16 protein-coding genes are annotated in these 13,231 nt (G+C 59.6%); 9 read left to right on the top strand and 7 right to left on the bottom strand.

The genetic code is table 11. The features are described from left to right. Positions 1 to 5: 5 nt before the first annotated feature. Positions 6 to 650 carry an ATP phosphoribosyltransferase gene (gene hisG, locus MPRO_RS23035; RefSeq protein ID WP_067298643.1) on the top strand — a complete coding sequence of 215 codons (645 nt, stop codon included), beginning with the start codon at positions 6 to 8 and terminating at the stop codon, positions 648 to 650. A 3-nt stretch (positions 651 to 653) separates the two neighbouring features. Further along, on the top strand, positions 654 to 1,964 hold the full coding sequence (gene hisD, locus MPRO_RS23030) for a histidinol dehydrogenase (protein ID WP_067298642.1): 1,311 nt from the start codon (positions 654 to 656) through the stop codon (positions 1,962 to 1,964). Positions 1,965 to 2,042: 78 nt separating this feature from the next. Here hisD and MPRO_RS23025 read toward each other — a convergent pair whose 3' ends face one another. Then, complete coding sequence (locus tag MPRO_RS23025) at positions 2,043 to 3,197, bottom strand: Do family serine endopeptidase (RefSeq protein WP_082709082.1); 1,155 nt, start codon at positions 3,195 to 3,197, stop codon at positions 2,043 to 2,045. Between the two features lie 249 nt (positions 3,198 to 3,446). Between MPRO_RS23025 and MPRO_RS23020 the strand changes: the two genes are divergently transcribed. Then, positions 3,447 to 4,208 (top strand): Nif3-like dinuclear metal center hexameric protein, encoded by a 762-nt coding sequence (locus tag MPRO_RS23020; RefSeq protein WP_067298641.1) that lies wholly within the window; start codon positions 3,447 to 3,449, stop codon positions 4,206 to 4,208. Positions 4,209 to 4,301: 93 nt separating this feature from the next. Here MPRO_RS23020 and MPRO_RS23015 read toward each other — a convergent pair whose 3' ends face one another. Both MPRO_RS23015 and MPRO_RS23010 read right to left on the bottom strand, forming a co-directional pair. Then, complete coding sequence (locus MPRO_RS23015; RefSeq protein ID WP_067298640.1) at positions 4,302 to 4,922, bottom strand: Z-ring associated ZapG family protein; 621 nt, start codon at positions 4,920 to 4,922, stop codon at positions 4,302 to 4,304. A 116-nt stretch (positions 4,923 to 5,038) separates the two neighbouring features. Then, a complete protein-coding gene (locus MPRO_RS23010) occupies positions 5,039 to 5,758 on the bottom strand; it encodes a FadR/GntR family transcriptional regulator (protein WP_067298639.1) in 720 nt (239 codons plus the stop codon). A gap of 129 nt (positions 5,759 to 5,887) precedes the next feature. Here MPRO_RS23010 and acuI point away from each other — a divergent pair, with 129 nt between their 5' ends. From acuI to MPRO_RS22985, 5 genes are all read left to right on the top strand, one after another. Next, on the top strand, positions 5,888 to 6,871 hold the full coding sequence (gene acuI, locus MPRO_RS23005; protein ID WP_067298638.1) for an acrylyl-CoA reductase (NADPH): 984 nt from the start codon (positions 5,888 to 5,890) through the stop codon (positions 6,869 to 6,871). A gap of 150 nt (positions 6,872 to 7,021) precedes the next feature. Continuing rightward, positions 7,022 to 7,873: a cobalamin-binding protein gene (locus MPRO_RS23000; RefSeq protein WP_216821360.1), complete on the top strand. Its 852-nt coding sequence runs from the start codon at positions 7,022 to 7,024 to the stop codon at positions 7,871 to 7,873. 31 nt (positions 7,874 to 7,904) lie between these two features. Then, positions 7,905 to 8,417: a bifunctional adenosylcobinamide kinase/adenosylcobinamide-phosphate guanylyltransferase gene (gene cobU, locus MPRO_RS22995; RefSeq protein ID WP_067298691.1), complete on the top strand. Its 513-nt coding sequence runs from the start codon at positions 7,905 to 7,907 to the stop codon at positions 8,415 to 8,417. Beyond that, complete coding sequence (gene cobT, locus MPRO_RS22990) at positions 8,417 to 9,484, top strand: nicotinate-nucleotide--dimethylbenzimidazole phosphoribosyltransferase (protein WP_102136354.1); 1,068 nt, start codon at positions 8,417 to 8,419, stop codon at positions 9,482 to 9,484. Before cobU ends, cobT begins: the two co-directional genes overlap by 1 nt. Then, on the top strand, positions 9,481 to 10,107 hold the full coding sequence (locus MPRO_RS22985; protein WP_067298637.1) for a histidine phosphatase family protein: 627 nt from the start codon (positions 9,481 to 9,483) through the stop codon (positions 10,105 to 10,107). Before cobT ends, MPRO_RS22985 begins: the two co-directional genes overlap by 4 nt. 96 nt (positions 10,108 to 10,203) lie before the next feature. Here MPRO_RS22985 and MPRO_RS22980 read toward each other — a convergent pair whose 3' ends face one another. From MPRO_RS22980 to MPRO_RS22970, 3 genes are all read right to left on the bottom strand, one after another. Next, positions 10,204 to 10,500 (bottom strand): hypothetical protein, encoded by a 297-nt coding sequence (locus MPRO_RS22980; protein ID WP_067298636.1) that lies wholly within the window; start codon positions 10,498 to 10,500, stop codon positions 10,204 to 10,206. Positions 10,501 to 10,576: 76 nt separating this feature from the next. After that, complete coding sequence (locus MPRO_RS22975; RefSeq protein WP_067298635.1) at positions 10,577 to 11,137, bottom strand: cob(I)yrinic acid a,c-diamide adenosyltransferase; 561 nt, start codon at positions 11,135 to 11,137, stop codon at positions 10,577 to 10,579. Between the two features lie 33 nt (positions 11,138 to 11,170). Further along, the gene (locus tag MPRO_RS22970; protein ID WP_067298634.1) at positions 11,171 to 12,121 is read right to left on the bottom strand and encodes a ketopantoate reductase family protein; all 951 of its coding nucleotides are present in this window, start codon (positions 12,119 to 12,121) and stop codon (positions 11,171 to 11,173) included. 315 nt (positions 12,122 to 12,436) lie between these two features. Here MPRO_RS22970 and MPRO_RS22965 point away from each other — a divergent pair, with 315 nt between their 5' ends. Further along, positions 12,437 to 12,919 carry a YajQ family cyclic di-GMP-binding protein gene (locus MPRO_RS22965; RefSeq protein WP_067298633.1) on the top strand — a complete coding sequence of 161 codons (483 nt, stop codon included), beginning with the start codon at positions 12,437 to 12,439 and terminating at the stop codon, positions 12,917 to 12,919. A gap of 50 nt (positions 12,920 to 12,969) precedes the next feature. Here the strand turns inward: MPRO_RS22965 and MPRO_RS22960 are convergent, their stop codons facing one another. Further along, the gene (locus tag MPRO_RS22960) at positions 12,970 to 13,218 is read right to left on the bottom strand and encodes a PA4570 family protein (RefSeq protein ID WP_067298632.1); all 249 of its coding nucleotides are present in this window, start codon (positions 13,216 to 13,218) and stop codon (positions 12,970 to 12,972) included. Positions 13,219 to 13,231: the final 13 nt, after the last annotated feature.

Here is a 13,231-nt window from a genome sequence, read left to right as displayed (position 1 = left end):
GACTTATGACTCAACCGTTGACCATTGCGCTCTCCAAGGGGCGCATTCTGAAGGAAACACTGCCGCTGCTTGAGGCCGCGGGCATAGTGCCGGCTGAGGATATTTTCAGCAGCCGCAAACTGATTTTCGATACCAATCAGGACCATGTGAAGCTGGTGGTCATTCGTGCCACCGATGTGCCGACCTACGTCGAATACGGTGGGGCGGACATGGGCATCTCCGGCAAGGATGTCCTGCTGGAACATGGCGGCGAGGGCCTCTATGAACCGCTGGATCTGGAGATCGCCTGCTGCAAGCTGATGACGGCGGGTCTGGTCAAGGCCGCACCGGTCAAGGGGCGCCTGCGTATCGCTACCAAGTTCGTCAACCTGACCCGCGAGTACTTTGCGCGTCAGGGGCTGCAGGTGGATATCATCAAGCTCTATGGCGCCATGGAGCTGGCACCCATCATGGGGCTGGCCGATCAAATCGTTGATATTGTCGATACCGGCAATACGCTGCGGGCCAACGGCCTGGAGCCGCTGGAGCTGATCGCACCGATCAGCTCCAGGCTGGTGGTGGGGCAGGCGTCGATGAAAATGAAGTATGACCTGATACAGCCGATCGTCGACAGCATGGCACAGGCTGTTGTGGCGCGGCGTGGAGCCTGAGTTATGTCCGAACTGAATATTCAGCGCCTGGATGCAGGTGCTGCGGATTTCGAAGCCTCGCTGCAGAAGCTGCTGGCCTGGGAATCTGTGTCCGATATAGGCGTTAACGCCACTGTGGATGAGATCCTCAGGCGCGTACGCACCCAGGGCGATGCGGCCGTGGTGGAATACAGTAACCGCTTCGATCGAGTGGGTGTTTCATCCATGGCCGAACTGGAAATCAGCCGGGAGCGCCTTGAGCAGGCGCTGGAAGAGTTACCCCAGGCGCAGCGCAGTGCGCTGGAAGCCGCTGCTGTGCGTGTGCGCGACTACCACGAGCGGCAGAAGAGCGATTCCTGGAGCTATACCGAGGCCGACGGCACCATGCTGGGCCAGAAGGTCACCCCCATGGATCGCGTGGGTATTTATGTGCCTGGTGGCAAGGCGTCCTATCCGTCATCGGTGCTGATGAACGCGCTGCCGGCCAAGGTTGCTGGAGTGGGCGAAATCATCATGGTGGTGCCTACCCCGGGTGGCGAGCTGAACGAGCTGGTACTGGCTGCAGCAGCCCTGGCCGGGGTTGACCGGGTCTTCTGTATCGGTGGTGCCCAGGCCGTTGCGGCCCTGGCCTACGGTACTGAAACCGTACCTCGGGTCGACAAGATCGTGGGTCCTGGCAATATTTATGTCGCCACGGCCAAGCGTGCAGTCTTTGGTGTTGTCGGCATCGACATGATCGCGGGCCCATCCGAGATTCTGGTGCTCTGCGATGGCAGTACCGATCCTGACTGGATCGCCATGGATCTGTTCTCCCAGGCCGAGCACGATGAAGATGCGCAGTCTATTCTGGTGAGCCCGGATGCCGACTACCTGGACAGGGTTGAACAGAGCATCCTGCGCCTGCTGCCGACGATGGAAAGACGCGGAATTATTGAAGTCTCGCTGCGGAACCGCGCAGCCCTGATTCATGTCAAGGATATGGCTCAGGCTGTCGATGTGGCCAACCGGATTGCGCCGGAACACCTTGAGCTTGCGGTGGATAACCCGGAGGCGCTGGTGCCTGATATTCGCCATGCCGGTGCCATTTTCATGGGCCACTACACGGCCGAAGCCCTGGGCGATTACTGTGCGGGGCCGAACCATGTGTTGCCGACATCAGGCACGGCGCGATTCTCCTCGCCGTTGGGTGTGTATGACTTCCAGAAACGCTCGTCCCTGATTCAGTTTTCAGCCGACGGCGCCTCGAAAATGGGTGCCGTGGCATCGATTTTGGCGCGCGGTGAAGGCCTCACGGCCCATGCCCGTTCCGCTGAGTACCGTATTAAGCAGGACTGATGCGCAAGCGGCTATGGCACCTCGGGTGCCTTAGCCGCTTTTTTTCCATACCTGGGCTTTTATCCACAGCCTTCGCGCTTAGCGTTCGCTTTCCTGCGGGCGTTCTCCAATTTCCACCTTGAGTTGCATCGCAGTACCGTTGCGCAGTATGTCTATGCTGGCCGTCTGGCCCGGCTTGAAGGTCGCAATGCGGCTCATTGACGTGCGGCTGTTGCTAATAAGGTCGCCGTTGATGGCGGTCATTATATCCCCTGGCTGCAGGCCCGCGAGGTGAGCGGGACCATTGCGAAATATACCGGCGATGACCAGTCCCTGGGCGCTATCAAGGCCGAAGCTTTCGGCCAGGCGCGGGGTGAGTTCCTGTACTTCCACTCCTATCCAGCCGCGAATAACCCGCTGATGCTCGATCAGATCCTGCATGACCTGGCGTGCAAGATTGGACGGAATGGCAAAACCAATGCCCTGGGAGCCGCCGGACTTCGAAAAGATGGCCGAGTTGATGCCGATCAGGTTGCCGTAGGCGTCGACCAGGGCACCGCCGGAGTTTCCCGGGTTGATGGCGGCATCGGTTTGAATAAAATCCTCATAGGTGTTGAGCCCCAGACTGTTACGCCCGGTTGCACTGATAATGCCCATGGTCACGGTCTGGCCGACGCCAAAGGGATTGCCAATGGCGAGCACCACATCACCGACTCGCAGGGCTTCGGATGAGGTGAGAGATATGCTTGGCAGGTCTGGCAGCTGAATCTTGAGAATCGCCAAATCCGTTTCCGGGTCTGTGCCTATGACCTGGGCCTGGGTTTCACGGCCATCACGCAGCGCGACCAGCACGCTGTCGGCATTGGCGATGACATGGTTATTGGTCACTATATAACCCTGGGCGCTGAGGATAACGCCTGAGCCGAGGCTTGACTCAATGCGCTCGCGCTGCGGGCGATTGCCGGAACCAAAGAAGTTGCGAAAGACCGGGTCATCGCGCAGCGAATTTTCCCGGGGCTTGATCAGTGTGCGGGTGTAAATATTGACGACGGCAGGCGCAGCCGTTTCTACCGCGCTGGCGTAGGACACAGGGCCGCTGTCGGGGCCTGCGGGCGCGGCCGGGCGGGGCTGGGCTTCGCGGATCTCAACGGTCGTTATCGTGGGGCTGAGCAAATCGGGAAAGAGCTGCAGTATCACCAGCGCTGCCAGCACGCCGGTAATAATCGGCCAAATTAGATAGGAAGACTTTCGCATGGGCAGCCCGGGTGATTGTACTATGAAATCATGCAATTATACGGCTAGGAGACCGCCGGACAATAGTTAACTTACTGCGAACCTGCTGACTCTTTAACAATGAGAGGGGCTGCTTTTTGTGTTGTGTTGCGTTAAATAGAGCGCCGACTCGCCTTCAAGCACATCGAAAATCAGTCGGCTCTTGCTACGGCAGGATTCTCGGCCGGCCTCCTGAAGCCTTGCTGTTGTGAAATAGGGAATCATACGTCTATGTCTATCGAACTGAATGAGCTGGTGCGTTACTGCGATACGTTGCTGCAAAGCAACAGCATCTCCGATTACTGCCCCAATGGACTCCAGGTTGAAGGGCGAGGTCGGGTGCAGCGGATTCTCTGTGGTGTCACGGCCAGCCAGGCGTTGCTGGATGAAGCTGTCGCCTGGCAGGCTGATCTTGTTCTGGTGCACCACGGTTATTTCTGGAAGGGGGAGGATAGCCGTATTCGCGGTATCAAGAAGCGCCGCCTGGCGACCTTGCTGCAGCATGACATCAGCCTGCTAGCCTACCATTTACCGCTGGATGTGCACCCGGTATACGGCAATAACGTGCAGCTGGCGGCGCTTCTGGGGCTGGAGATCGAAGGTTCGCTGGAGCCTGGTAACCCGCGCTCAGTCGGGTTGGCCGGGAGCCTGAAAACCCCGATGTCGCTGGCTGATTTTGCTGCCAAGGTCGCTAAATTACTGGGCCGTGAGCCTTTGTGCATTCCAGGTGCTGCGCAGCAGATTGAACGCATTGGCTGGTGTACTGGTGCGGCTCAGGGCTATATCGAGCAGGCGGCGGAGCTGGGTCTGGATGCCTATCTGTCAGGGGAGATTTCCGAGCCTACGGTACACAGTGCGCGGGAACATGGTGTGCATTACATCGCCGCCGGCCATCACGCCACAGAGCGTTACGGCGTACAGGCGCTGGGGGAACATCTGGCGCAGCATTTCGGGCTGGAGTGGCGCTTTGCTGATATCGACAATCCGGTCTGACGGACGTCTATAGCGCGCTGGCGGTGGTTATTTCAAGGTGATGTGAATCACTCATTGCTGCGCGGCATTGCGCCGCGCAGTTTGATATCGGACTCAGTCTTTGGCGTCCGCAGTTTTGGCTTTGGGGCTCTCCTGCGTTTTATCGCCTTTGCTCAATTTATCTTTTTCTTTGGCCTTTTCTTTCTCTTTGGCTTTCAGCGCGGCAAGGTGGGCAGGATCGGTGAGCAGTTCCTCTTCGTCTTCCTCGTCTTCATCTTCAAGCCCGTAGGCCTCGGACAGGGTGCCTTTATCCTTGCTCGACTTGGCGGCGTAATCCCGCGGAGGCTCAGGCACCTTTTCGGCTTCTTCGTTGGGCACAACATCGGTCACGACTGGAATGGGCGCGTCCGGTGCGGCGGTCAGTTTAGCCTGCATGCTCTCATTCAGGGCGAGGCTTGCGGCATCGTCGTCGCAGAGCGTCTGGGCACCACTGGCCAGATGCTGGTGTACATCCTTGTAGGTGTTGGTTAGCTGATTCACCAGTGCGGCGGTTTTCTCGAAGTGGTCGGTTACATCCTGCTTGTAGGTCGCAAGTTCTGCCTTGGCCTCATCGAGCTGATTATTCAGTGTCTGGCGCTGTCCTGCATCAGAACCCGAGCGCCCCAGCAGGTAACCGATCAGGCCGCCTACCGCCAGCGCCACTACGCCAATGATCCATATGCTGTTCTGTTCCACAGTCAATCCTCACCTGGAAGTCATACCGGTATGAAAGAATAAAACAATCGTTGGCCAAAGCCTACCGGCAGCGAGGCGTCGGATGCAAGACTTCAGTCGCGCTCATGCTACCCCGTTCAGGAATCAGCGCCAAGGTGCTGGCGCAGGTCGTTGATCTGCTCGGTGACAATGGCACAGGCGCCATCGGCATCCTGCTTTTCGAGGGCTTCGATCAGGCGCTGATGCTGGGTGCTGACCAGAGTCCGGTCACGAAAGCGGTGTGCCACCATGTTGGTCACCGGCTGCAGGGCCTCGATCACCGAAAACATGACAAATCCGAGCAGACGATTGCCGCTGGCATCGGCCAGGGTGCGGTGCAGGGCGACATCAGAGGCGCAGAAATCTTCGCCGCTCAGGCTACCGTCACGCTGGAGTTCCAGTTGCTGGCGCATATGCTCAAGCTGCGCCTGGGTTCTGTTCTGTGCCGCCAGCCGGCAGCATTGCAGCTCCAGCAGTTCGCGGGCTTGCAATACCTCGTCCATATTGAAGGCGTCCATGCCCACCAGCAGGGTAGTGGCGCAGGTGAGGGATTCACTCAAATCGTTGACGCTAGGACAGTTGATAAAGGTGCCGCCAGTGGGGCCGCGCTTGGAGCGGATCAGGTTCTGGGCGGCAAGAATTTTCAGGGCTTCACGAATGGTCGGGCGTGACACGCTAAAGCGCAGAGCCAGTTCGTCTTCGGTGGGCAGGCGGTCATCGGCGCGCAATTCGCCATCGACAATGGCGCGGCGCAGCTGATCGGCGATCTGACGCGAAAGGTTGTCCCGTTTTATTGGCTCGAAGGCTGAGTTCGTCATCTGTGCTCCCGGTTGTGGCGCTCAGTATTTCACAGAATGACCTATTTGTTAATTTGCTTTACAAATAGACGAATTACTCCTAATGTTAATTCGTCTTACAAATAGAAATTGCAGCAAATTGGAGGCGATATGTTCAGAGCACTGGTACTGGATCAGCAGGACGGCAAAACTCAGGCGCAGGTCAGGACGCTGGAAGAATCGGCCCTTCCCGAGGGCGAAGTCCTGGTGGCGGTGGACTATTCGTCGCTTAATTTCAAAGACGGTCTGGCAATTACCGGAACCGGCAAGATCGTCAATCAGTTCCCGATGGTACCTGGTGTCGACCTGGCCGGCCGGGTACTGGAATCTGCGGATGAGGCTTTCTCCCCCGGTGATGCGGTAGTACTCACCGGCTGGGGCGTGGGGGAGCGTCACTGGGGTGGCATGGCCGAGAAGGCGCGTCTAAAAGCCGACTGGCTGGTGCCCATGCCCCAAGGCATGGATGCCCGTACGGCTATGATGATTGGTACCGCAGGGCTTACGGCCATGCTGTGCGTGATGGCGCTGGAAGAAGGCGGCCTGACGCCTGGGGCCGGTCCTGTGCTGGTGACCGGTGCTGCCGGGGGTGTAGGTAGCGTGTCGGTGGCGATTCTGGCCGGGCTGGGGTATGAGGTCCATGCAGTTACGGGACGGCCGGAGACAGAGGCCTATCTCAGGGGGCTGGGTGCCCAGGCGCTGGTGAGTCGTGAAAGCATGGCGGCCAAGCCCCGGGCGCTGGAAGGGCAGCGCTGGGCCGGCGCCATTGATACCGTGGGTGACACCATTCTGGCGCGAGTGCTGGCGGAAACTTGTTACGGCGGCACGGTGGCGGCCTGTGGCCTGGCGGCGGGCTTCAGCCTGCCGACGACGGTGATGCCGTTTATCCTGCGTAACGTACGCTTGCAGGGGGTGGATTCGGTTATGTGTCCGCTGTCACGGCGCCAGCAGGCCTGGCAACGCCTGGCGCGGGATCTGCCCGCTGCGGCACTGGGTGAAATCGGTCACAGTATCGGGCTGGATGAGGTGCGGGACTATGCCCAGCGTATCGTCGAGGGTCAGGTGCGAGGCCGCGTGATCGTCGATATGTCGCGCTAGCCTGCCAGCGACAGGCCTGGGGGCAGGGGGGCGTATCCAGGTCTGCGTCCAGGCCTGCACCGGGGTATAATGGCGCCTTTTTCGCAGCGGCCCATTATGCTACATCTTCGTTCACAGCTCCTTAGGCTTTGCCTGTCATTTGTGTGTTTGGTGCTGGTGCGGCCCGCTCTGGCCGCGATCACTGTGGTGGACAACGGGGGGCTCAGTGTCACCCTGGAGCAACCCGCCAGGCGCATTCTCGCCCTGGCGCCCCATATTACTGAAAACCTCTTCAGCATTGGCGCAGGCGATCTTATCGTTGGCGCTGTGGCGCATAGCGACTATCCAGCGCAGGCGCAGGCAATCCCCCGCGTGGGGAGTTATGGCCAGCTGAATCTGGAGCAGGTGCTGGCATTGCAGCCGGATCTGGTGATTGCCTGGTCAGGCGGTAACACGCCGGCACAGCTGGAGCGTGTACGCCAGTTTGGTATTCCTGTTTTCGAATCGGATCCTCACAGTTTTGCCGCCATTGCCGCCAATCTGCGCCTGTACGGCGAGCTTACAGGGCTGCAAACCCTGGCCGAGACCGCAGCCTCCGGGCTGGAGTCGAGAGTGGAACTGTTGCGTCTGAAGCATCAGAATGCAGCGCCGGTGCGGGTGTTCTATCAGCTGTGGCATGAGCCCCTGATGACGGTGAACCGTACACTGCTGGTCGATCAGATGCTGCGTCTGTGTGGCGGTGAAAACCCCTTCGCCGATAGGCCAGAGGCGGTGCCCCAGCTTGGCGTAGAGTCGGTGCTGGCGGTACGTCCCGAAGTCATACTGACCACAACTGAAGAAGCCCCCCACGACTGGATCGAACGTTGGCAACGCTGGCCCGAATTGCCGGCGGTGCAGCACGAACTGTTCTATCAGCTTAATGCCGACTGGATGCACCGTGCGACGCTGCGGGCGCTGTCCGGCGCCGAGCAGTTGTGCCTTCATCTGGATGATGCTCGTAAAAAACTCGGACAGGGTAAGTAGTTTTAACGGATAACGGATAATGGAGAAGTGCGTGAAGCAATTGATACTCGGCGGTGCCCGCTCAGGCAAGAGCCGGCTGGCGCAAGAGCGAGCGCTAGCCAGTGGTCTGCCGGTGGCACTGGTGGTCACCATGGTTCCGGGGGAGGATGAGGAGCTGTCCGAGCGCGTTCGCCGTCATCAGGCGGATCGCCCTGCCGACTGGCGTCTGGTGGAAGCGCCCACTGGCTTGGCCGCTGCGCTTGAGCCGCTGTTGCTAGCAGGCTACTGCGTACTGGTAGACTGCCTGACCTTGTGGCTGACTAACCTGTTGCTGCTGGAGTGCGATGCGACCCTGCAGGCTGAACTGGATGCACTGGATGCGCTGCTGGCACGCATCGATGGAAACCTGATCATGGTGAGCAATGAAGTTGGTATGGGGATTGTACCCATGGGGGCGCTCAGCCGGCGCTTTCAGGATCAGACCGGTTGGCTGCACCAACGCATGGCGGCGGTCTGTGATCGTGTGACCCTGAGCGTGGCCGGTTTGCCGCTGGAGGTAAAGTGATGGCCTTTTCCCTGGCCTCCAACTGGCTTGACGAACCGATGCAGCAGCCCAATGCCGAGGCCGAGGAGCAAGCCAGAGCCCATCAGCTGCAGCTGACCAAGCCCGCAGGCGCTCTGGGCGAGCTCGAGCAGCTGGCGGTTCGTCTTGCCGGCTTGCAGGGGCGGGTTTATCCCCGTGTGGATGCCTGTCATATCAGCCTGTTCGCTGCCGATCACGGTATCGCTGCTGCCGGCGTATCGGCTTACCCCCAGGCGGTCACCGCGCAGATGCTGGCCAACTTTGTCTCTGGTGGTGCAGCCGTTGCGGTATTGGCCAAACTTGCCGGTGCCCGTTTCGATGTGGTGAATCTGGGAACGCTGCAACGGCCTGAGCCCGACCCAAGAGTGGTTGATCGCTGGCTGGGGCCGGGCACGGCGGACTTTAGTCAGCAGGCCGCGATGACGGCTGAGCAACGCGACGCCGCCTTGCTGGCCGGGGCCGAGCGTTTGGCCGAGGCGCAGAAGGCCGGTTGCGAGCTGTTTATTGCCGGCGAGATGGGCATTGGCAATACCAGTGCTGCAACGGCGCTCGGTACCGTGTTGCTTGAACTGGATCCAGCGCAGCTGGCGGGCCCTGGGACCGGCGTCAACGCCACTGTGCTGGCCCACAAGGTGGCATTGATTCGTCAGGGGCTCAGTCTGCATACCGGCGATAACCCTGCTGTGCTTGAGTTACTACGCCGCCTGGGGGGCTTTGAAATCGCCGCCATGGTGGGGGCTTATCTGCACGCAGGTCAGTGCGGCGTGCCGGTGCTGGTAGATGGTTTTATCAGTACCCTGGCGGCGCTGGTGGCGGTAAGACTCAAGCCTGATCTGGCACCCTGGCTGCTCTATGGTCACTGTTCGGCCGAACCCGGCCACGGGCTTATGCTGGAGGCGCTGGGCGCCAGGCCTTTGCTGATGCTGAATATGCGACTTGGAGAGGGCAGTGGAGCGGCATTGGCGTTGCAGATCGTCCGCAGTGCCTGTGAATTGCACAGTGGCATGGCAACCTTTGCCCAGGCCGGTGTGGCGGGCCCCGGCGGTTGAACGTACTGACGCTGGATCTGCTGCGCCACGGCGACGCTGAAGATGCTGGCTGCTACCGCGGGCGCACCGATTCTGCCCTGACGCCCCTGGGCTGGCGCCAGATGCAGGCCTATGGTGCCGAAAGCTCTGGCTGGCAGCGCATCCTTTGCTCGCCATTGCGTCGTTGCGCGCAGCCCGCAGCAGAACTCGCCCAGGCGTTGCAGCTTGAGTACGCTGCGGATGCGCGCTTGCTGGAGCTGGATTTTGGCCGCTGGGACGGCCGCCCTTATGCGGACGTCTGGCAGCAGGAGCAGGCAGCGGTAATGGCCTTCTGGCGAGATCCGCAAGCGCATCCGCCGCCCGGTGGGGAAACCATAGCGGCCTTCTGTGCGCGTCTGGCCTCACTGCAGCACGAATTAAAGACAGAAAGTTTTGCCGCGGCCCAGGGCGATACCCACCTGCTGTTGCTGACTCACGCTGGGGTCATACGGGGACTTCTTGGCGAGGCACTAGGACTGGAGGTCAGCAACTGGTCACAGCTGCGCGTTGATACCGGTTCCCTGAGCCGACTTCGGCTGGGGCAGGATGGCGCCCATGGCTGGTGTGAATTGTCGTTTATGAACCGGGTGAGCGATATCAGTTGAAAACTGCTTTTTCGGTTAGGTGTGACAGTTGGCTATTGCAACAGCGCTCTTCACCGCGGAGAGCGCTATTGCTGTCAGTGGGAGAGTGTCACTGCATCAGGGCTCGCTAATACCCTTGATAAAGGACTTTGTGCCTTCCCAGGCATCCTTGCTGGCTTCTACTGCCGCATCGGCACCTTCCTTGCCGAGCTCGACCGCGGTTTCGGCGCCCTTGCCCGTTGAGCAGATGGCGCGTTGCACGGCGCAGCGCGCCTTGCATCCGGTGACAGCGGCGTCATCGGTGAAGTGCCGGATTTCGCATTCGGTGCGACAAAACTGCTGATCCAGGGCGCAGTCGGCGAACGCCAGTTGGGGTAGCCAGGCCAGTATCAGTGCGGGCAGAATTCTTTGCATTTTTATCCTCCTTGGCTTGAATGAAGTATAACCGATCCGTTGCTGCTGCCGGTGCGACAGTAACGGCTGATGCTGTTCAGCGTTTGTTGCGCGCCTGCCAGTAAACCTCCTGACCGTCGCCGCGGCGCGCCAGTACCCTGGCGCAGACAAACAGCAGATCAGACAGGCGGTTAATGTAACCCAGGGCATGGGGGTTGACCGACTCAAGCTGTGCCAGTTCCACCAGGCGCCTTTCAGCCCGCCGGCACAGGCTGCGACTTTGCTGGCACAGGGCGCTGACGCGGTTGCCGCCTGGCAGGATAAATTCGCGCAGGGCGGGCAGCTCCGCGTTCAGGCTGTCCAATTGCTGCTCCAGTGCGCTGATGGCGGCGTCGTCCAGCACCCAGTACTGTACATCGACCATTGCCAGCTCGCCGCCCAGGTCAAACAGGTCGTGCTGCAGGCCGGGAAGGAAGCTATGCAGAGTATCATCGGGGCCAAGTTCCGCGATCAGTACGCCCAGGCTCGAGTTCAGCTCGTCGATATCGCCCAGGGCTTCGATACGCGGATGATATTTTTCTACCCGGCGACCATCGGCAAGGCCGGTGGTCCCCTTGTCGCCGCTGCGGGTGTAAATGCGATTAAGACGATCCGACATTGTGTGGGTTCCCTGTCTGAGGTGATTCTTGGGTTAGCTCGAAGGTGAGTTCGGTGATTCTGAACACAGGTCTGAGGCTTTACCACTGTTGCGCTGCAGTTGGCGTACCTGCTGCAGCGCTGCGCGGTTGCGGGGCACATCAATGCCAGCCAGTTGGGCTTGGTTGCACAGAAAACCGGTGATCTGTTCAATCTCTGTCGGGCGCTGATGGCGAATATCCTGCAGCATCGACGAATAGTTATTTGCGGTTGCGCGCGCGACCATCAGGGCCTGTTCGTGCAAGGGGCCTTCAAAGAGTGGGATGTTACACGCCTGGGCTACGGCTTCGAATTCTTTGCACAGGGCTTCGAGCGCATGGCTATAGGCGGGTACTGTTGCCAGCTCGCCGTTGCGACAGCCATAGAGCGCTGTCAGCGGGTTAATGGCGCAGTTGATCGCCAGCTTGCGCCAGAGGGTGGTTTCAATCGCCGGGTCCTGTCGCAGTTGCAGCCCGAACTTTGGGCCGAAATCCGGCAGTGATGCGTCCGTGCTGTAGAAGCGGCCAATGGCGGTTTCACCTCGCCCTGCATGAACGACTTCGAAGGGCGCGCGCATGTAGGCACCATCGGTGGTGGAGCCGATCAGCACGCGGTCATTGCCGGCACGCTCAATAACCTGTTGCTGACTGCCCATGCCATTTTGCAGTACCAGAATGTGACTGTCGGCATTGAGTCTGTGCCACACGGACTCCAATGCCCTCTGGCTGTCGTACGCCTTGGTGCAGAGTAGCAGTTGCGCAATAGACTGGGGTGTTGCCGCCAGGGTGGCGTTTAGCGGGCAGAAAGTTTCGCCGCTATCGTCAATCAGCTTAATGCCGCCACGCTGCCGGAATTGTGCCAGGCGTTCAGGGCTGCGCAGAACCAGGCTGACCGAAGCCCCGGCGCGCTGCAGGTGCGCGGCCCAGAGGCAGCCGATGGCGCCGGCACCAAGGATTGTCCAGTGCATGAGAAATCCGTCGTTGAATAAAAGTGCGTACTAAATTGTGAGAACAAACGGGCGCTTTGCACCAGTTGTTCATCCTTGCCCTGAAAATTAGCGCAAGTGCAGGCGCTTGGGGCATTGTTCCTGAGAAAGCCCCGGTGATGACGTAGCGGTGCTTTATGTAGCAACTTTGCCGGTAAATCACAGCGCTTATGATAACCAGAGTGAGCAATGGGTGAAATGGCCACGTGCCTTCGTTAAAATGCCCTCACTTAGGTTCGACCCGGTGCTGTGCGCTGTGGAGTCTGCGGGCCGCTTCAATTTAGAGGAGATCGGGTAATGCCGTCATTTGACATAGTGTCCGAGCTGGACATGCATGAAGTCACCAACGCCGTAGATCAGGCCAACCGTGAAATTCAGAACCGCTTCGACTTCAAGGGTATCGATGCGCGCTTCGAGCTGGGCGATGGTCATGTGGTGCTTTGGGCCGAAGTGGACTTCCAGCTGCAGCAGCTGCAAGAAGTGCTGCGTGCCAAGCTGACCAGCCGCAAGATTGATATACGCTGCATGGACGTTAAAGATGCAGAAAAGGCGAATATGCGCGCCCGCCAGCAGGTAGATCTCAAGCAAGGCCTGGATCAGGCGCTGGCCAAGAAGATTATAAAGCTGATCAAGGATGCCAAACTCAAGGTGCAGACCCAGGTGCAGGGCGAGCAGGTGCGGGTAACAGGTAAAAAACGTGACGATCTGCAGGGCGCGATGGCGATGCTGCGGGCGGCTGATCTGGAACTGCCACTGCAGTTCAACAACTTCCGCGATTAAGCTTTGTGGAGCCGGCCTGCAATGGGCCGGCGTCGTTACACCCTGGCTTGTTAGTGCGGCTCGCCGGTCTCGCTCAGGCAGCGGCCGCCTTCCAGGCAGGCCAGTACAAACAACTCCTGAACCAGTTCCTTGCTGCAACATTGTGATTGCTGCAGATCCTGTGGGCAAATCACGCCCTGCTCCAGCAGGGTGGCGATTCTCTCGTTACGCCATTCAATAACGCGGATGCCGGTATGGCGATGGGTGATACGAAGGTATGGATCTGACCGTTCCAGCCAGGCGTCGATGATATAGCTCATAGCAGTCCCTTCT

Source organism: Marinobacterium profundum (assembly GCF_001528745.1).
Lineage (GTDB): Bacteria > Pseudomonadota > Gammaproteobacteria > Pseudomonadales > Balneatricaceae > Marinobacterium_A > Marinobacterium_A profundum.
The sequence above is the reverse complement of the archived record's forward strand: the minus strand, read 5'-3'. Positions and strand labels throughout refer to the sequence as shown.